The sequence below is a fragment of the Marinomonas sargassi genome, from assembly GCF_025716875.1.
GTDB lineage: Bacteria > Pseudomonadota > Gammaproteobacteria > Pseudomonadales > Marinomonadaceae > Marinomonas > Marinomonas sargassi.
The window spans coordinates 106,961-125,512 of record NZ_JAOVZB010000004.1 but is presented as its reverse complement, the minus strand read 5'-3'; the positions used below and the strand labels follow the sequence as shown (position 1 = coordinate 125,512).

General features: G+C 43.3%; 19 protein-coding genes and 1 other RNA gene. 18 read left to right on the top strand and 2 right to left on the bottom strand.

The features are described from left to right. Nucleotides 1-17: 17 nt before the first annotated feature. Complete coding sequence (gene rsgA, locus OFY17_RS09485) at nucleotides 18-1,052, bottom strand: small ribosomal subunit biogenesis GTPase RsgA (RefSeq protein WP_263530489.1); 1,035 nt, start codon at nucleotides 1,050-1,052, stop codon at nucleotides 18-20. 73 nt (nucleotides 1,053-1,125) lie between these two features. On the opposite strand from rsgA, the gene orn reads away from it, so the two are divergent. Next, nucleotides 1,126-1,674 (top strand): oligoribonuclease, encoded by a 549-nt coding sequence (orn, locus tag OFY17_RS09480; RefSeq protein ID WP_263530488.1) that lies wholly within the window; start codon nucleotides 1,126-1,128, stop codon nucleotides 1,672-1,674. Nucleotides 1,675-1,680: 6 nt separating this feature from the next. Here orn and OFY17_RS09475 read toward each other — a convergent pair whose 3' ends face one another. Further along, on the bottom strand, nucleotides 1,681-2,436 hold the full coding sequence (locus OFY17_RS09475) for a sulfite exporter TauE/SafE family protein (protein WP_263530487.1): 756 nt from the start codon (nucleotides 2,434-2,436) through the stop codon (nucleotides 1,681-1,683). Nucleotides 2,437-2,593: 157 nt separating this feature from the next. Between OFY17_RS09475 and tsaE the strand changes: the two genes are divergently transcribed. The 17 genes from tsaE (at nucleotide 2,594) to ftsL (ending at nucleotide 18,551) form a co-directional block, all read left to right on the top strand. Continuing rightward, the gene (tsaE, locus tag OFY17_RS09470; RefSeq protein WP_263530486.1) at nucleotides 2,594-3,052 is read left to right on the top strand and encodes a tRNA (adenosine(37)-N6)-threonylcarbamoyltransferase complex ATPase subunit type 1 TsaE; all 459 of its coding nucleotides are present in this window, start codon (nucleotides 2,594-2,596) and stop codon (nucleotides 3,050-3,052) included. Nucleotides 3,053-3,150: 98 nt separating this feature from the next. Then, nucleotides 3,151-4,479, top strand: a complete 1,329-nt coding sequence (locus OFY17_RS09465) for an N-acetylmuramoyl-L-alanine amidase (protein ID WP_263530485.1) — start codon at nucleotides 3,151-3,153, stop codon at nucleotides 4,477-4,479. A gap of 55 nt (nucleotides 4,480-4,534) precedes the next feature. Then, nucleotides 4,535-6,448 carry a DNA mismatch repair endonuclease MutL gene (gene mutL, locus OFY17_RS09460; protein WP_263530484.1) on the top strand — a complete coding sequence of 638 codons (1,914 nt, stop codon included), beginning with the start codon at nucleotides 4,535-4,537 and terminating at the stop codon, nucleotides 6,446-6,448. 1 nt (nucleotide 6,449) lies between these two features. Beyond that, entirely contained in the window at nucleotides 6,450-7,382 is a 933-nt protein-coding gene (miaA, locus tag OFY17_RS09455) for a tRNA (adenosine(37)-N6)-dimethylallyltransferase MiaA (RefSeq protein ID WP_263530483.1), read from the top strand. Between the two features lie 89 nt (nucleotides 7,383-7,471). Beyond that, complete coding sequence (gene hfq, locus OFY17_RS09450) at nucleotides 7,472-7,717, top strand: RNA chaperone Hfq (protein WP_263530482.1); 246 nt, start codon at nucleotides 7,472-7,474, stop codon at nucleotides 7,715-7,717. 35 nt (nucleotides 7,718-7,752) lie between these two features. Further along, nucleotides 7,753-9,042: a ribosome rescue GTPase HflX gene (gene hflX / locus OFY17_RS09445; RefSeq protein WP_263530481.1), complete on the top strand. Its 1,290-nt coding sequence runs from the start codon at nucleotides 7,753-7,755 to the stop codon at nucleotides 9,040-9,042. Nucleotides 9,043-9,077: 35 nt separating this feature from the next. Further along, nucleotides 9,078-10,319: an FtsH protease activity modulator HflK gene (hflK, locus tag OFY17_RS09440; RefSeq protein ID WP_263530480.1), complete on the top strand. Its 1,242-nt coding sequence runs from the start codon at nucleotides 9,078-9,080 to the stop codon at nucleotides 10,317-10,319. Then, the gene (gene hflC, locus OFY17_RS09435) at nucleotides 10,319-11,194 is read left to right on the top strand and encodes a protease modulator HflC (protein WP_263530479.1); all 876 of its coding nucleotides are present in this window, start codon (nucleotides 10,319-10,321) and stop codon (nucleotides 11,192-11,194) included. Before hflK ends, hflC begins: the two co-directional genes overlap by 1 nt. Nucleotides 11,195-11,310: 116 nt before the next feature. Further along, on the top strand, nucleotides 11,311-11,508 hold the full coding sequence (locus tag OFY17_RS09430; protein ID WP_263530478.1) for a DUF2065 domain-containing protein: 198 nt from the start codon (nucleotides 11,311-11,313) through the stop codon (nucleotides 11,506-11,508). Between the two features lie 11 nt (nucleotides 11,509-11,519). Further along, nucleotides 11,520-12,695, top strand: coding sequence for an ATP phosphoribosyltransferase regulatory subunit (locus tag OFY17_RS09425; protein WP_263530477.1), 1,176 nt, complete (start codon nucleotides 11,520-11,522; stop codon nucleotides 12,693-12,695). A gap of 38 nt (nucleotides 12,696-12,733) precedes the next feature. After that, the gene (locus OFY17_RS09420; protein ID WP_263530740.1) at nucleotides 12,734-14,032 is read left to right on the top strand and encodes an adenylosuccinate synthase; all 1,299 of its coding nucleotides are present in this window, start codon (nucleotides 12,734-12,736) and stop codon (nucleotides 14,030-14,032) included. A 199-nt stretch (nucleotides 14,033-14,231) separates the two neighbouring features. Further along, nucleotides 14,232-14,921 (top strand): response regulator transcription factor, encoded by a 690-nt coding sequence (locus tag OFY17_RS09415; RefSeq protein ID WP_263530476.1) that lies wholly within the window; start codon nucleotides 14,232-14,234, stop codon nucleotides 14,919-14,921. A 14-nt stretch (nucleotides 14,922-14,935) separates the two neighbouring features. Next, a complete protein-coding gene (locus OFY17_RS09410) occupies nucleotides 14,936-16,243 on the top strand; it encodes a sensor histidine kinase (RefSeq protein ID WP_263530475.1) in 1,308 nt (435 codons plus the stop codon). A gap of 55 nt (nucleotides 16,244-16,298) precedes the next feature. Beyond that, nucleotides 16,299-16,647: RNase P RNA component class A (rnpB, locus tag OFY17_RS09405), an RNA gene on the top strand. 242 nt (nucleotides 16,648-16,889) lie between these two features. After that, a complete protein-coding gene (mraZ, locus tag OFY17_RS09400; RefSeq protein WP_263530739.1) occupies nucleotides 16,890-17,345 on the top strand; it encodes a division/cell wall cluster transcriptional repressor MraZ in 456 nt (151 codons plus the stop codon). Beyond that, entirely contained in the window at nucleotides 17,342-18,280 is a 939-nt protein-coding gene (rsmH, locus tag OFY17_RS09395) for a 16S rRNA (cytosine(1402)-N(4))-methyltransferase RsmH (protein WP_263530474.1), read from the top strand. The genes mraZ and rsmH overlap by 4 nt, the downstream gene beginning before the upstream one ends. Then, nucleotides 18,273-18,551, top strand: coding sequence for a cell division protein FtsL (gene ftsL / locus OFY17_RS09390; protein ID WP_263530473.1), 279 nt, complete (start codon nucleotides 18,273-18,275; stop codon nucleotides 18,549-18,551). The genes rsmH and ftsL overlap by 8 nt, the downstream gene beginning before the upstream one ends. The last annotated feature ends 1 nt before the right edge of the window (nucleotide 18,552 follow it).

Sequence of the window (18,552 nt, the reverse complement as noted above, 5' to 3'; positions counted from 1 at the left end):
GCCAACCTTTGTTTTAGCTAGAAAGCGTTATTGTCTCGTATCGACTGCTTGATTCTCAAGAAACTTTGGAATCTATGCTCTGAAATCTCCTCTTTCTCTAATGCTTCTAGAATTGCACAGCCTGGTTCTTTTTCATGGATGCAATCACGGAAGCGGCATAGTCCTAGGTGTGGCCGGAATTCAATAAATCCATTTAGTAGTTCATCTTCACTTATGTGCCATAAGCCAAATTCACGTATGCCGGGGGAGTCAATAAGGTCACCGCCTTTTGGCATATGAAACAATCTAGCTGTTGTGGTGGTATGAACGCCTTTTTTACGCTTTTGAGAAAGGGCACCGACGCTGATATCAATATCAGGCAGTAGGGTGCCAATCAATGATGATTTACCTACACCAGATTGCCCAACAAAGACACTGGTTTTATCCTGTAAAAAGTCATACAGAGCTTCCATGCCTTCTTGATCTTTTGTGGAGGTGCGAATGATTTTATAATCGAGGCCTTCGTAGGTTTTAAGAAGCGCTTCTAACTCTGGGCGGTTGGTGTCATTAAGAAGGTCGCATTTATTTAATAGAATAACAGGGGGGATACCAACGGTTTCCGCTGCTACTAAATAGCGATCAATTAAGTTTGCATGAGCAACGGGTTCTGCGGCGATAACGATAACAATGTGATCAATATTGGCAGCGATGGGTTTGAGTCGACCGTGCATGTCTGGGCGGGAAAGGGATGTGTTACGTGGTGTTGTCGCAACAACCACTCCACCTTCATTTTGCTTTGGGCGCCAAATGACCTTATCGCCGGTGACAAGTTGTCCTAAATTGGCGCGTAAATTACAGCGTGTCGAAAGTCCTTTGAATGGATCTTGAGTGCCTTCTACCTCCACTTGTGTACCAAAGTGGGAAAGTATAATGCCTTCTGTTTCAGGGCCAAGGTCAGAAGACTGAAGAAGCTCTTCGGCGGCATCTGCGCGTTTCTGGGTGCGTTCTACACGTTCTTTTTGAATACGCTCGATTCGCCAAGTTTGCTGTTTAGTTAGTTTTCGCTTCGACATTCGCTTCGTCTAGTTCTAAAGTAAGTGGCATAGAGTATAATGCTTGGCATTGATAATAAAGGACTTAGGGTATATGAGCTTTAATAAAGACAATTTGGTCTGGATTGATTTAGAAATGACAGGGTTAGACCCTGAAAAAGAGACCATTATTGAAATCGCGACGGTTGTTACAGACAAAGATCTCAATATTTTGGCGAAAGGTCCTAATCTTGCGATTTATCAAGAAAAATCAGTAATGGATGCAATGGACGAATGGTGTACAGAGCACCATGGTGCATCAGGATTAACTGAGCGTGTCTTGAATTCATCTATAACGATGGAGCAAGCAGAGCAAGCAACGATAGAGTTTCTTGCTCAATATGTACCTGCTGGCGCATCACCAATTTGTGGTAATAGCGTTGGGCAAGACCGTCGTTTCTTGTACCGCTATATGCCTAAACTAGAAACCTTCTTCCATTATCGCTACATCGATGTGAGTACGATTAAAGAGCTTGCCAAGCGTTGGAAGCCAGAGGCGTTGGAGGGTTTTAAAAAGTCTGGGGCGCATTTAGCGTTAGATGACATATTAGAGTCTATTGGTGAGTTGCAGCATTATCGCTCAACCGTATTTAATATCCATTGATTGTTTTCACTGCCCTAAAATAGTCGAAACTCCATCCCAGACTAATTTAGTGCCAGTGATAAATAGAAAAATATACATAAATTTAAAGAATTGCTCGGAGGGGAGGCGGTAGTGAAGCCAAGCTCCCATTTGTACTCCTAAGTAAGCAACCGGAATAAAGCATAGGGATAGGAGAATGTTAGATACTTTGAGTTGTCCTAATAATCCATAAGGAATTATTTTTGCGTAGTTAATGGCGGAAAAAATAACGGCCGACGTTGCAACGTATTGAGTTTTCTCTAAATTGCACCTTAGTAAATAGACATTCATTGGTGGTCCGCCAGCATGGGCGATGAAACTTGTAAAACCTCCGAGCGTGCACCACAGTTTCCCAACAAGATAGGGAAGTGGTTTATTTGAGCTTTTCTTAAAGCTTTTAGACCATGTATTGATTGTGAAACCAATGGCGATAAGGCCAACCAAAACTTTAATCCAGTCAGCAGAAATCCAAGATGCAGTCAGTCCTCCAATAATTATTCCTGCTAACGCGGCTGGGATGCATCTTCTTAAATGCTCAGTGCTCCACTTTTTCCAGAACTTTTGTACCGTAAAAATATCCATGATGCATAAAATGGGGAGCATGATAGCGGTGGCAACTACGGGTGATGTATGAAGGGAGATGATCGGAACGGCTAAAATGCCAAATGCGCCAGAAAAACCGCCTTTAGATATGCCAGTGATGAAAACAGCCAAGGCGATGAGTGAAATAAAAATCCAGTCCATGAAGATGTCCTTTGAGTGTTTCTGGCTGTGTTGAGTGTATGGGCATACATAAACGAAAATATTCTACGTTATCAAGGTTTGTTTACAACGTCCCCTGTAATAGAATTGAGCGATATTTTTTGTGCGCAGTAATATAAAGATTAGGAAGTAGCTGTTAATGCAAATAGAAATGAATGTGTTTGGTGAAGATGCAATGGAAAAGTTGGGCGCTGCTTTTTCTTCTTCACTAAAAGAAGGAGCGGTTGTGTACCTAGAAGGCGATCTTGGTATGGGCAAAACCACCTTAGTAAGAGGTGTACTAAGAGGTCTTGGTCACGAAGGTGCGGTAAAAAGTCCTACCTATACCTTGGTGGAGCCTTATGATGTGTCGGGCTTTGAGGCATACCACTTTGATCTGTACCGCTTGTCTGACCCTGAAGAGCTTGAGTATATGGGAGTTCGAGATTACTTCTCTGAAACCAGTTTATGCTTTATTGAGTGGGCTGAAATGGGGCGTGGTGTTTTGCCTGAGGCGGACTTGATTGTGTCGTTAAGTTTCATCAAAGATGGTCGTCATGTCGTTTTCTCCGCAAAGACGGAGAAAGGTAAAGCAGCGCTAAGTTCTTTAAAGGGCTAGTTATTTAAATTTTGTATAGAACTCTTTACTGTCAGGAAGATTGTTATACCTCGGCTCAGCCGTTATAGTGGAAAGGATACATTAGCTAGCTTTTTGATATGCATACTAAATTTTATAAATATTTCTTTTTTATTGTTAATGCCTTTTGGCTATTTGCCTCTTTTGCAGCCTCTGCGGTAGAAGTTCGTGACGTACGTGTTGCTCAGCAGCAGGGTATGACACGCTTGGTATTTGAGCTTTCTGATATTTCTGAACATCGCCTTTTCCCTTTGTCTAACCCTGATCGAATTGTCCTTGATATTACTAATGCTGAGCTTAGTGGGAATGCTGCCTCTAATCTTTCTAAACTATCTTCTGATGTATTGATACGAGTGCGCTCTGCAAAACAAACCAAGGCTACTCGTTTTGTTTTTGATATGACTCGCAAAGTTAAGGCGAAGAGTACGGTATTGGCCGCGAATGCTACCTATGGGCCGCGAATTTTGATTGAGTTGGAGTATGGTGCACCTAAAGCGGTCACCGTAGTGAAAAGCTTAGAAACCTTGTCAAAAGAAAAGCGCGATATTGTTGTTGCCATTGACCCCGGTCATGGTGGTAAAGACCCCGGGGCTTTGGGGAAACATAAGGTTCGTGAGAAAGATATAGTACTTTCAATCGGTAAAGAGCTGGCGAAAAGAATCAATGCTGTTGATGGCTTCAAAGCGGTCATGACTCGCTCCACAGATAAGTATCTACCATTGCGTGAGCGCTCTAAAGTCGCACGTGAAGCCAATGCGGATCTAATGATTTCGGTTCATGCGGATGCTTTTACAAAGTCGAGTGCTCGTGGTGCCTCGGTTTGGGCGTTATCTTTAAGTGGTAAAAGCTCTGAAATGGGGCGTTGGTTAGCTCAACAAGAGAGTTCTTCAGAATTGGTTGGCGGAATATCCTTGGATGATAAGGATCAGCTGTTAGCTGAAGTTTTGTTGGATATGTCAATGAACTCTACCATTCAGATGAGCTTGAATATTGGTGATAGTGTGTTGGGTAAAATGAAGAAGGTGGCAGTGTTGCATAAAAATGAAGTGCAGCAGGCAGGTTTTGTCGTCTTGAAGTCCCCAGACATACCATCCATTCTTATTGAAACAGGTTTCGTCTCTAATAGTACGGAAGCAAAAAACTTGGCGAGTCGAACCTATCGAGTGAAGTTGGCATCCTCTATCGCTTCAGGTGTTATTGAATATTTCACAAATAATGCACCGGATGGGACTTTGCTGGCTTGGAATCAGAGGAAAAAAACAGATTCTGTTTATGCGGTAAAGCGAGGCGATACTTTGTCTGAGATTGCCCGCGCTAATCGTGTGTCTTTAGATGTATTACGGTCAGCAAATAACCTCAAAAACAACAACATCAGAATAGGGCAAAAATTGGTTATTCCTGCAGGGTAACCCGTGGAAGCCACTTCTTACCTAGTCTTGTATTACACTTTTTCAAAGGCCGTTCATGAAAAGAATTAATCTTTTATCTCCGCGTTTAGCCAACCAGATAGCGGCAGGAGAGGTGGTTGAGCGACCTGCTTCTGTGGTTAAAGAATTACTTGAAAATAGCCTTGATGCGGGTGCTTCGCAGCTTGATGTTGACGTTGAGCAAGGTGGTGTTAGGCGAATTAAAATTCGCGATAACGGCACAGGTATTATGAAGGATGACCTTTCTCTGGCGCTTAGCCGCCACGCTACCAGTAAAATTGTCACCTTAGATGATCTCGAAGCTGTAAATACCTTAGGTTTCCGTGGTGAGGCATTGGCCAGTATTAGTTCTGTGTCACGTTTACATCTTACTTCTCAGGCGGAAGGCGAAACAGAGGCTTGGCGTGCAGAAGCAGAGGGCAAGGATATGGCAGCGGCTGTGCGCCCTGCGTCGCATCCTCAAGGTACAACTATTGATGTACGTGACTTATTCTTCAATACGCCTGCGCGTCGTAAATTCCTTCGTACTGAAAAAACCGAATTTAACCATTTAGAAGAGGTGGTTAAACGGCTAGCGCTAAGTCGATATGAAACAGGTTTTCGCCTAAGTCACAATGGTAAGCAAGTTTATGATTTACGTCCGGTAACGGATCAATTACATGCCGAGCACAGACTGGCTACCTTACTGGGTAAGAAGTTTATTGAAAATGCTTTGACGCTGGATGTTGAAGCGGCAGGCTTGCGATTGTGGGGCTGGATTGGCTTACCTACCTTTTCTCGCTCTCAAGCAGATTTACAGTACTTCTTTGTAAATGGTCGAGTGGTCAAAGACAAGCTGGTGGCCCATGCGGTTCGTCAAGCTTATCGGGATGTTCTGTATAATGGCCGCCATCCTGTTTTTGTTTTGTATTTAGAGCTTGATCCTGCCACGGTAGATGTCAATGTGCATCCTACTAAACACGAAGTGCGCTTTCGTGATGGCCGTTTGGTCCATGACTTCCTTTTTAGTCGTATACATAAAGCCATTGCCGATGTTAGACCCGAGTCGGACTCCGCGCCTACGGGCTTGCAAGATACCAACGCTAATGACCCTGCTATTACCGAGCAGTCGCCTTTACCTTTGGCGAATCGAAGTAACGCGTCATCTATGGATTGGATGAGGGCTTCTGCTCCTAATAATAGTCTTGCTACCTCTGATGTGCGCGGGCAGTTAGACGGTGTGGGGCGAATGTCTGATTATGCTCAGCAATATACCTCTAGCATGGAGCAGGTTGACCCTGAAACAGGTGAGGTTAGAGTCGCTTCGTTAGAAGGGGAGAGTGCACCTTTTTCACCTTCTTCTGTGCAGGAGTCTGGTTATCAAGCAGTACCACCAATGGGTTTTGCTGTCGCACAAATACATGGCGTATATATTCTCTCTGAGAGTGAGCAAGGGCTGATTTTGGTAGATATGCATGCTGCCCATGAACGCATCGTCTACGAAAGAATGAAGACTGCTTTCTACCAAAAGAATATCGCTTCTCAGCCTTTGCTGGTGCCAATTAATATCTCGGTTTCTCAAAGTGAGGCGGATTTAGTCGAAGAAAATGGCCAAGTATTTGGCTCGTTTGGTTTCCGTGTGGAAAGAACCGGCTTAGAAAGTGTCATGGTTCGAGAAGTTCCTGTTATTCTTATTCGAGGTGATGTTGAAAGTCTCGTCCGAGATGTGATCAGTGACTTGTCCACCAATGGTGTTTCTGATTTGATGGAGTCTCGCGCTAACGAATTGATGGCTTCCATGGCCTGCCATGGTGCTGTTCGGGCAAACCGAAAATTGACAATAGCAGAAATGAACAGCTTGCTACGTGATATGGAAGTAACTGAGCGCAGTGGACAGTGCAATCACGGTCGTCCTACGTGGGCGCATTTAAGTATGTCTGATTTAGATAAACTCTTCCTGAGAGGGCGATAACATGACAAAACCGCAAGTTGTTTGCTTAATGGGGCCTACCGCATCTGGAAAGACTGGGTTAGCGGTAGAGCTGGCTGAGAATCATAATTTTGAGATTATCAGTGTTGATTCCGCTCTGGTCTATAAAGGTATGGATATAGGTACAGCCAAGCCTGATGCGGAGCTGTTGTCGAGAGCACCGCATCGCTTGATCGATCTTATTGACCCTATCGAGTCATATTCTGCTGCTGACTTTGTTTTAGATGCCATAGATCATGTTGAAGAGATTGTTGCCAAAGGGAAAACGCCCTTATTGGTTGGTGGCACCATGATGTACTTTAATGCTCTGCAAAAGGGCTTAGCGAAAATGCCTAATGCGAATGCTGATGTGCGCTTGGTGATTGAGCAAGAAGCCTCCGAGAAAGGTTGGGAGGCACTTCATGATGAGCTCAAAAAAGTTGACCCAGAATCTGCGGCCCGTATTCACCCTAATGACCCCCAGCGTTTACAACGAGCACTTGAAGTTTATCGCCTGACAGGCAAAACGATGACACAATTTTGGGCGGAACAAAGTGAAGTATCGTTACCTTTTGATATGATAAATATGGCGGTGATGCCAAAAGAACGCAGTGTTTTGCATGAACGTATTGAACTAAGGTTCAAGCAAATGATGGAGCAAGGTTTCTTAGCTGAAGTGGATGCCTTGTATCAGCGTGGAGACTTAACAATCGAGATGCCATCTATACGCTGTGTCGGTTATCGTCAATTATGGCAATACTTGGCTGGTGAAGATGTATTGGATGATGCTATTTTTAAAGGCATTGTTGCTTCACGCCAATTAGCTAAGAGGCAATTAACTTGGCTTCGTGGCTGGGAAGATTTGAGGGTTTTTGATAGTTTATCGAATAATCTTACTACTGAAACCTTGAATTATATTGAAAGCAGAATTATATAAGAAGAAATCAATAAAATTATGGTGTAGTATCTACAGTATTGTTTTATCAATGTTTAATTTATATATTGCACTCATTTAAGGAGATCCAAATGTCAAAAGGGCAATCATTACAAGACCCTTACCTAAATATTCTACGTAAAGAAAGAGTGCCAGTATCAATCTTTCTTGTAAATGGAATTAAATTACAGGGCCAAATCGAGTCATTCGATCAGTTTGTTATTCTATTAAAAAACACGGTTAGTCAGATGGTTTACAAACACGCCATTTCGACTGTAGTACCTTCTCGTACTATTCGTGTCCCTTCCCCTGATCAGCTAGAAGAAGACGCTGAATAGTTTGTCTGAAATAAGGCAAACAGAGGAATACTGAATTGTTTTTTGAACGTCCAGATAGTGGTGAAATAGCTGTACTGGTTCATATAGATTTTCATGTTCAAGGGGAATCTTATGAACCTAAAGAGTTTGTTGAACTGGCTATCTCAGCAGGTGCTGATCCTGTTGCCGTTATATCTGGCTCACGTCAGAAGCCAGATGCTAAATACTTCGTGGGCAGCGGTAAGCTTACGGAGATAAAAGACATAGTGGATCGAGAAGGGGCTGAAGTTGTCCTTTTTGACCACGCTTTGTCTCCCTCCCAAGAGCGTAATCTAGAATCTGTTCTTAAGTGCCGAGTACTTGACCGTACTGGGCTTATTTTGGATATTTTCGCTCAGCGTGCCCGTACCCATGAAGGTAAATTACAAGTCGAACTTGCTCAGTTGCAGCATATGTCGACACGCCTTATCCGTGGTTGGACTCACTTAGAACGCCAAAAAGGCGGTATAGGTATGCGTGGTCCTGGTGAAACTCAGTTAGAAACAGATAGGCGTTTACTTGGTGAACGAATTAAATCTATTCAAAAAAGATTGAGTAAGGTGGGTTCTCAGCGAGACCAAAATCGTCGTTCTCGCTCTCGCTCATCTGTGCCAACGGTCTCCCTCGTTGGCTACACGAATGCGGGAAAATCTACGTTATTTAATCGTATTACGGGCTCTGAGGTGTATGCTGCTGATCAGCTGTTCGCTACACTTGACCCGACGTTGAGACGTATTGATGTTGAACAAATAGGCTCAATTGTTTTGGCGGATACGGTTGGTTTTATTAAACAACTCCCCCATAGACTAATTAAAGCCTTTCAGGCGACTCTTAAAGAGTCCTCTGAAGCGGATTTGCTACTGCATGTTATTGATGCAGCGGATATTGCCCGTGATGAGAATGTGGCGCATGTTGATACTGTGCTGGAAGAAATCGGCGCTAATGAGGTACCGACTCTTAAAGTGTTTAATAAAATAGATGCTTTACCAACAGGGGAGCCTCGTATAGATCGAGATGCGGATGGGAACCCTTATCGCGTTTGGTTGTCTGCATATGATGGGCGCGGTATTGATCTGCTTAAGCAGGCAGTTGCTGAGTTGTTGGCAGAAGATGTATTTAATGAAACGTTGCATTTACCTACTGAATTGGGTCGTTTGAGAGCAATGTTTTTTGAGCATAGTGCGGTTCAGGCTGAGCGCTTTGATGAAGAAGGTCGCTCGGTACTTGACGTTAAGCTACCGAAAAAAGATTATTTACAAATTTTAGCGCGGGCGGGTGTCTCTGAAGAGAGTATCGAAGCCGTCTAATAGGTTTATCATTTAAATTAAAGTGGAGATGCAGTATGGCCTGGAATGAACCGGGTAATAACGACAATGACCCATGGAATCCAGATAAAAACCGTAATAGTGGTTCTGGGCGCTCTGACGAAGGTCGTGATAAAGAAACCAATAGCAATGATCCATGGGGTCGTCCATCTGGTGGTAAAGAGCAAGGTCCGCCAGATTTAGATGAAGCCTTTGGTAAATTGATGGATATGCTGGGTGTTAAGAAATCTCGTAAGGGCGGTGGCTCTAACGGTGGTGGCTCTGGCATGTCTGGAAAATTTGGTGGCAGCTTAGTGGCTATTGCTTTATTTGCTATTGCGGCGCTATGGGCGGCAACTGGTATTTATCAGGTCGATCAGCAAGAGCGTGGAGTGGTGCTTCGCTTAGGTGAATATCATTCAACAGTGATGCCTGGTCTGCATTGGAATCCGCCTCTTATTGACTCTGTAAGTAAAGTGAATGTGACTAAGGTCCGTTCTCTCGATCACAAGGCACTTATGCTTACCGTGGATGATGCCATCGTTGAAGTGGGTGTTTCTATTCAGTACTCGGTTCAAGAGCCTAAGAATTTCTTGATCAATGTGCGTAACCCTGAAGAGTCTTTAGCTCAGGTGACGGAAAGTGCATTGCGCCATGTGGTTGGTAGCTCTGAAATGGATCAAATTTTAACGGAAGGCCGTGAGTTATTGGCGGAAGAAGTTAAAGTTCGTATTCAAGACTACAGCAACCTATATGGTACGGGGTTATTAATCTCGAAAGTGAACGTGGAAAACACTCAAGCGCCTACACAGGTGCAAGAAGCGTTTGATGACGTTATTAAAGCAAAAGAAGATGAGCTTCGTGTGCGAAATGAAGCGGAATCTTATGCTAACGGTATTATTCCTGAAGCGCGTGGTCGTGCTCAGCGTATCCGTGAAGAAGCTGAAGCTTACCGCTCAGAAATCGTAGCGAGAGCGAGTGGTCAAGCGGATCGTTTTGATCGTTTATACCGTGAGTATGCAAAAGCACCAGAAGTGACTCGTCAGCGTTTGTATATAGAAACAATGGAATCTGTTTACCAGAATGCGAATAAAGTTATCGTTGATACTGAGGGTGGTAATAACATGATGTACTTGCCTTTAGATCAGCTTATGAAGCAGCGTTCTAATGCTTCTGCATCTGGTGTTGACTCGGGCAGTATTGAGACATTAGCAGATCAAGTGTTAGAAGAGCTTCGTAAACGTCAAAGTTCGACAATTCGTAGAGAGGGGAGAAATTAATGAAAGGTTTTTCTTTTGCAGTCTTATTTGCTGCTCTTCTAGGGATTCTGTTTGCTTCTCAGACTCTGTATGTTGTTAAAGAGACAGAGCGTGCTGTCGTGCTGAAATTCGGTGAAATTGTTCAAGAAGATGTGCAGCCTGGTTTGCACTTTAAACTTCCTGTAATGAATGAAGTGAAAAAGTTTGATGCTCGAGTATTAACAATGGACTCTCGCCCTCAGCGTTACTTGACGTTAGAGAAAAAAGCAGTGGTTGTTGATTCTTATGTTAAGTGGAAAATTGACTCTGTTGCAAAATTCTATCAGGCAACGTCTGGTGATGAATTTGTTGCAAACCGTGTCTTGTCTTCACGTGTTGATACCGGCTTAAGAAATAAGTTTGGTGAGCGAACTATGCACGAAGTAGTGTCTGGTGAGCGTGACCAATTAATGACTGAGCTGCGTGATGATCTAAATATCGTTGCTCAAAATGAGCTAGGTATTTCGATTGTTGATATTCGCGTTAAACGTATTGACCTACCACCAGATGTTAGTGAATCTGTTTATCAGCGAATGAGAACAGAGCGTGAACGTGAAGCCCGTGAGCACAGATCGAAAGGTTTAGAGCTTGCTGAAGGTATTCGTGCCGATGCCGATCGTCAGCGTGTGGTATTAGAAGCGGAAGCGCAGCGTGATGCGGAAATGATCCGAGGTGATGGTGACGCTAAAGCGGCAGCTATATACTCAAACGTTTATACGCAAGATGCTGAGTTCTACGAGTTCTACCGTAGTCTTCAGGCGTACCGTGAAAGCTTTAATAGCAACAGTGACTTATTTGTTCTTGAGCCAGATAGTGAATTCTTTAAATACTTAAATAGTTCATCTAGCAGTAAGTAGAGTGAATATTCATTATTAATCGTATCTGTTTCCTGTTTGTTAAAACAGGAAACATGTTACTATTACACAAACCGGACATTGTGCCGGTTTTTTAATGGTCAAAATAAAGAGATTGTATGCAAGAACTTTTGCAGGCGCTGCTAGTTGGTGTCAGCCTTTTATTGATCGCTGAGGGTATTTTGCCTTTTCTAGCGCCAAATTTATGGCGGGAGATTATGGTGAAAGCCGTTGCAAGCCCAGACTTCACCTTACGTATTATTGGGGCGATTAGTATGTTTCTTGGATTAATGCTGCTTTTGCTGACGCGAAGCTAGAGGATAAATGAATGACATTAGCAGATCGCTGGTTACTTCCAGAAGGTGTAGATGAGGCCTTGCCTAAACAGGCTGCAAAAATCGAACATCTGAGAAGAACATTGCTTGATCTCCATAAAAGTTGGGGCTACCAGTTAGTAATACCTCCTCTTTTAGAATATTTGGATTCCCTTCTTACTGGTGCAGGTTCAGACCTTGAAATAGAAACCTTTAAAGTGATTGATCAGCTATCTGGTCGACTAATGGGGATTCGTGCCGACTTTACCTCCCAAGTGGCGCGTATTGACGCCCATTGCTTAAAAAGTGAATCAGTTCAGCGCTTAAGTTATTGTGGTAGCGTCCTGCGTACCATGCCAGATGGGCTAGATGGTACTCGTGGTCCTATTCAATTAGGTGCGGAATTGTATGGTCATGGTGGCGTAGAAAGTGATATCGAGGTGCTTTCCTTGATGTTGCAAACCTTGTCAGCTGCGGGCTTATCAGATTTAGTGCTTGATCTTGGGCATGTCGATATTGTGAACGGCGTTTTATCTGCCTGCGATATTGAGCAAGATACTGAAAGCAAGTTAATAGAGCTATATAAAACAAAGGATCTTCCTGAGTTAGATCGTTATGTTGATTCTTTGTCCTTGCCTAAAGAGCAAAAACAGTGGCTAACTGGATTGCCGCGTTTGTGTGGTGGTAAAGAAGTATTAATGCAGGCGAATAACTTGTTTGCAGGTATTGCTGATACGGTTCTTGATGCATTATCTCTGCTACAGAAGTTGAGTGATGTGTTGAGCTTGCGCTACCCAAATGTTGGGCTGCACTTTGACCTAAGTGATTTAGTATCCTACAGCTATCATACGGGTGTAGTATTTGCTGCCTACGTACCGGGTCATGGTAATGCCATTGCTCGAGGTGGGCGTTATAACAATATTGGTCAAGTCTTTGGTCGCTCTAGACCAGCGACAGGCTTTAGTACAGATGTGAAAGCATTGGTTGCTTTATCTGATGTTGTTGTAATTCAGCCTAAAACTGTTTTGTCGCCAGTTTGTTCTTCGGAAGAGCAATGGCAAAAAATAAATTCATTACGTGCTCAAGGATATCGAGTTGTAGAAGCTTTAGATGAACTGTGTTCTGAAAAGGCTGACTTTACGCTTGATTTCGTTGACTCGGCTTGGCAGTTAATGCCAATTCAGAAATAGAAATTTCTTTAAGAACTATCTAAATGAGACCTGAAACTATGGGTAAAAATGTTGTAATTCTAGGCACTCAATGGGGTGATGAAGGTAAAGGTAAGGTTGTTGACTTACTGACAGAAGATGTAGCTGCGGTTGTTCGCTTTCAAGGTGGACATAACGCTGGTCATACATTGGTGATTGATGGCAAAAAAACGGTTTTGCACTTGATTCCTTCAGGTATCCTGCGCGATGGTGTGCAATGTATTATTGGTAATGGTGTTGTTTTATCTCCAGAAGCTTTGAAAAAGGAAGCTGAAGAGTTACTAGAGCAAGACATTCCTGTTGTTGACCGCTTAAAAATAAGCGCAGCTTGCCCATTGATCCTTCCTTATCATATTGCCCTTGATCAGGCTCGTGAACTGGCTAAAGGCGAGAAGAAAATTGGTACAACAGGTCGTGGTATTGGTCCTGCTTACGAAGATAAAGTGGCTCGCCGCGCACTTCGTGTTGGTGACTTGTTAGATCAAGAGCGCTTTGCGACTAAGCTAAAAGAAGTTTTAGATTACTATAATTTCGTGCTTACTAATTACCACCAAGTTGAACCAATTTCGTACGATGAAGTGTATGCGGCTGGCTTGGAAATGGCTGAGTTTATTCGTCCTATGGTGGCAGATACAATCGGCTTGATCCATGGCCTGCGTAAAGCAGGCAAGAACATCATGTTTGAAGGTGCTCAAGGCTCATTGCTAGATGTGGATCACGGTACTTACCCTTATGTGACTTCTTCGAATACAACAGCGGGCGGTGTTCCTGCTGGTGCTGGTTTTGGTCCTTTATACCTTGACTATGTTTTGGGTATTACTAAAGCTTACACAACTCGTGTTGGTGCTGGTCCTTTCCCAACAGAGCTTTTTGATGATGACGGCGAGCGTTTAGGTGTTCGTGGTCATGAGTTTGGCGCAACAACGGGTCGTGCTCGTCGTTGTGGTTGGTTCGATGCAGTTGCTTTGCGCCATGCTGTACAGATCAACTCAGTCTCTGGTATGTGTCTAACTAAGTTAGATGTATTGGATGGTTCTGAGGTAATTAAGGTTTGTACTTCGTATGTTGATGCTGAAGGTAATCCTATCCTTGGTTCTCTTGTTGATAGTGAAGGCTATGAAACAGCGAAACCTGTATACGTCGAGCTACCAGGTTGGACAGAATCAACGGTTGGTGCTGAAAACTTTGAAGCACTACCGAAAAATGCTCAAGACTATATTCGTTTCTTAGAAGAGCAAGTTGGTGTACCAGTGGATATTATTTCTACTGGCCCTGATCGTAACGAAACTATTGTTATTCGCGACCCTTTTAAGCAATAAGTTTAAATTTGTCGAAATACTAGAAAAGCCGCTTAATGCGGCTTTTTTTATGGCTGCAATTTCGCATTTATACGTAATCTTTGTAAATAGATTGAAAAGACAAGATTGGCTTTATTTAACTCTAGGTTACTATCTATATTAAAGCTTACAAAAATGATGATTATAATCATCGAGTTATAAAGAATGTGAGGACCACAATATGGTAAAGCTGTTACTTGCTGACGATGATGCTCGTTTGTCAGATCTAATTAAGGACTATTTTGAAGGGGAAGGCTATGACGTCTCCCATGCATGGAATGGTCGAGAGGCTTTGGATATGTTGTCTGATTGTGCGCCAGATCTGGTTATTTTGGATGTCATGATGCCTGAGTTAGATGGCTTCGAAACATTAAAGCAGATACGTAATAAGAGCTCTGTTCCTGTCATTATGTTGACAGCCAAGGGAGAAGATATTGATCGTATTTTAGGTTTGGAGATGGGCGCGGATGATTACTTATCAAAGCCTTTTAACCCGAGAGAGCTATTGGCACGTATTAAGGCCATTTTGCGCAGATCGACCCAAGATAAAGAGGGCGACCCTAATGCGGATATAGAGTTGTCTGGTGTGTTGTTACGCCGCAAAGATAGGACTGTCTATTTGCATGGGGAATTAGTTGAGCTTACTACATCAGAATACTCACTTTTAGAGTCTTTGTTAGTCGTGCCCGGTCAGGTGCTGACTAAGCATGAATTATCTGAAAGAGCATTAGGGCGAAAATTAACTCTATATGATCGCAGCCTTGATATGCATATTAGTAATTTGCGTAAAAAAATTGGAAACCTAGAGTCTGGCGAGCCACGGATAAAAACGGTACGTGGAGTAGGTTATATGTTTGTTGAAGCTGAATAAGGCGTCTAGCTTATATGAAAAATACCTTTCTACGGGTTTTTTTGGTGGTGCTGCTTTCTAATATTCTTGTGGTCAGTATTGGGTTGGGTACGGTGCAGTTCATTCAGCAGCGCCATCAAGTGTCATCGGATATGTTAGGTGAGGCTGGGGTGCAGTTGGTTGCGGGCTATGAAAAGCTTGGTCTGCCTTTTTTGGAAATTGAAGTTGGGAAAGCTGAGCAGAATTTATCTGGTGTTATCTACCTTTATCAAGAAAATGGTAAGCCGCTATTAAAGGCTCTGCCTCGTAATTTTAATAAGCAGAGTTCTCAAAGTGGTCGGCCACGTCCATCTGCCGATCTTTTGCATAGTCAGTTTTTACAAATTACCGGTAGCAGTGGTATCCAGTATCTAATGATATTTAGGCCCAATCCAAGAGTAAGTGCCGTTGCCCCAGAAATGGTGATTGCATTTTCTTTGTTAGGCTTATTGGTTTCAAGTGGTGTGTTGGCGTATTGGTTATTAGGGCCATTATTGAAGTTGCAAAGTGTTGCCCGGTTATTTGGTCGTGGCGATATGACGGCTAGGGTCGATGATAAGTTAGCACGGCGTAAAGATGCGATTGGTAAGCTTGCGAGCGAGTTCAATGAGATGGCTTCTAGGATTGAGGTGTTGCTTTCATCTAAAGAGCGCCTAATGCGAGATGTTTCCCATGAGTTAAGAACCCCCCTTGCTCGAATTGAAGTGGCATTGACCATTGCAGAGGATAAGCGGGGTCAAGAAGGCCAACAAAACTACCTAGCTCGTATTCGCACAGAGTTGCATGAGTTGGATGAGCTGATTGGTCAGGTTCTGAATTTGAGTAGGTTGGAGGCCGCTTCACTGTCAAAAGAGCAAATGAGTTTGCAGCCTTGGCTCGAAGATATAATCGAAGATGTTAGTTTTGAAAGTCAGTTAAAGGGAATCTCTATTAGTAAGGTGGGTGATATGCCAAAAACTATGTTGGGTGATCCATTGCAGCTGCGTCATGCACTTGAGAATGTTCTGCGAAATGCATGTTTCTATGCTGGTGAGAATAGTGAAATTCAGGTGGAAACTACTCAGGAGTCTGATTTTGCGAAAATATATGTTAGAGATAATGGGCCGGGTGTTCCCGAAGACAAGCTGGAGAAAATATTTCATGCATTTTATCGCTCTTCTGAGGCGCGGGAAGAAAATAGTGGCGGCTTTGGTGTTGGCTTGACGCTATCTCAGCGAATTATTCAAGCGCACAAAGGTAGCATATCGGCTAGAAATCGAGATGAGGGTGGCTTAGAGGTTTGTTTTAAATTACCGCTGAGTTGATTTCTCCTGAGAAAACGCTTGTTATTGTTGATATGGGTAAGTAATATGCGGCTCGCAAGTTGGCTAGGCAGTCGCCGCTCAATTTATTGGGGGGAGGAAAGTCCGGGCTTCGCAGGGTAAAGTGCCAGGTAACGCCTGGGGGGCGTGAGCCTACGGAAAGTGCAGCAGAAAATATACCGCCTAAGCAGTTTACTGCCGGTAAGGTTGAAATGGTGCGGTAAGAGCGCACCGCGCGACTGGCAACAGTTCGTGGCATGGTAAACCCCACTTGAAGCAAGACCAAATAGGAACTCTTTGGCGTGACCCGCGCTGAGTTCGGGTAGGTTGCTAAAGACGTGCAGTGATGTACGTATTAGATGAATGATTGTCCACGACAGAACCCGGCTTATCGGCCAACTTGCACCTTTCTTTTTTCTACATATCGTTTTTTACCTTCGGCGTTGTTGTAATCCCTTCAATATTTTATCCGTATGATTTTTAAGCTGTTTTTATCTTTTTGAACTCATAAAACTTATTTTTACTAAAGTGCCGCTTTTTTAAGCGGCATTTTTTTGCCTCTAATTTCGCTTTTTTACATATTTTTTTTACTATTTTGGGTAAAAAGTGTTAAATTGTGGGTGATTGTGTCGATAAGTGGGTAGTTATTTTGTTTAGAGGGATTCATCAAGTCAGTGTTGATGCTAAGGGGCGTATGTCGCTTCCTGCACGCTTGCGCGATGAGTTAGCTCAATTTGATGAAGATAATGTGGTTGTCACTATCGACCCTGTGTCTCGTTGTTTACTGCTTTACCCACTTTCAGAGTGGGACGTTATTCAACAAAAGCTTGATAAATTGCCAACCTTCCAGCCTCAAGCTAGACGTCTCCAGCGATTGTTAGTTGGGCATGCAACAGATTTGGAAATTGATAAGGCTGGGCGTGTTTTACTGCCTGCACCATTAAGAGAGTTTGCCCGCTTCGATAAGAAATTGACGATTTTAGGGCAAGGTAAAAAGCTAGAAATTTGGAGCTATGAAGAGTGGGAAGCTCAGCGCGAAGATTATTTATCTGAAGATGCGTTAAGTGACTTACAAATTGAAACCATGATGGATATTTCTTTATGACAAATGCGATGGCAGAGCACATAAGTGTCATGCTCAACGAGTCGGTAGATATGCTCGTAACAAACGAGAACGGCTTATATGTTGATGGCACTTTTGGTCGAGGTGGACATACCCGCTTGGTATTGGATCGCCTTGCTGAAGGGAAGATGCTTGGTTTTGATAAAGATCCTGTGGCTATTTCCCACGGTCGTTCCTTGGAGCAGGAAGACTCGCGCTTTTCCATTGTGCAAGATAGCTTTGCCAATATGGCATCTCACATACCTGATGTTTTTGGTGTTGATAAAGTCGACGGCGTCATGATGGATTTAGGAGTCTCATCTCCACAGCTAGATAACGCAGAGCGTGGATTTAGTTTTATGAATGACGGCCCTTTGGATATGCGTATGAATCCAGATGCAGGCATAAGTGCTGCTGAATGGATTGAAACGGTCAAGGAAAGTGATTTAGCGGATGTGATGTATCAATATGGTGAGGAACGTTTCTCTCGTCGTATTGCGAAAGCAATTTGTGAACACCGCGCTCATACCCCCATTTTAACAACGTTACAGTTGTCAAAGATTATCGCCGATGCTCACCCAGCGTGGGAGAAAGGTAAAAACCCAGCGACGAGAGCTTTCCAAGGAATACGCATTCATATCAATAATGAGCTTGGTGATCTTGAGATCGGTTTGGAAGCAGCGGCCGAAGCTTTAAAGGTTGGTGGTCGATTAGCCGTCATTAGTTTCCACTCATTAGAAGATCGTATTGTTAAACGCTTTATGAAACTAAAAGCGAAGGGCCCTGAAATACCAAGGCACTTACCAATACAAAACCTCCATCACAATATCAAATTTAAAACCGTAGGAAAGGCGATTAAGCCTTCTAAGTCTGAGGTTGACGATAATGTTCGATCTCGAAGTGCTGTGTTACGGGTGTTGGAGCGTATCAGTGAATAGACCTCGTATACCTTTGCCAGTATTTGTTGTTGGTGTGCTGTCTTTGGTGATTGTGTCTATTTTTGTGGTTATTCAAGTGTACGACTTTAGGAAGAATTTTTCTTACCTGCAGTCATTAAAACAAGAAGAAGTGGATTATGAGGTGAAGTGGGGGCAGCTGTTGCTTGAACAAAGCGCTCTTACTCAGCCTAGCCGTTTGGAACAGGCGGCAATAAAGGATTTATATATGCACGCACCCTCTCAAGATGAATTGATAATAGTGAAACCGTGAA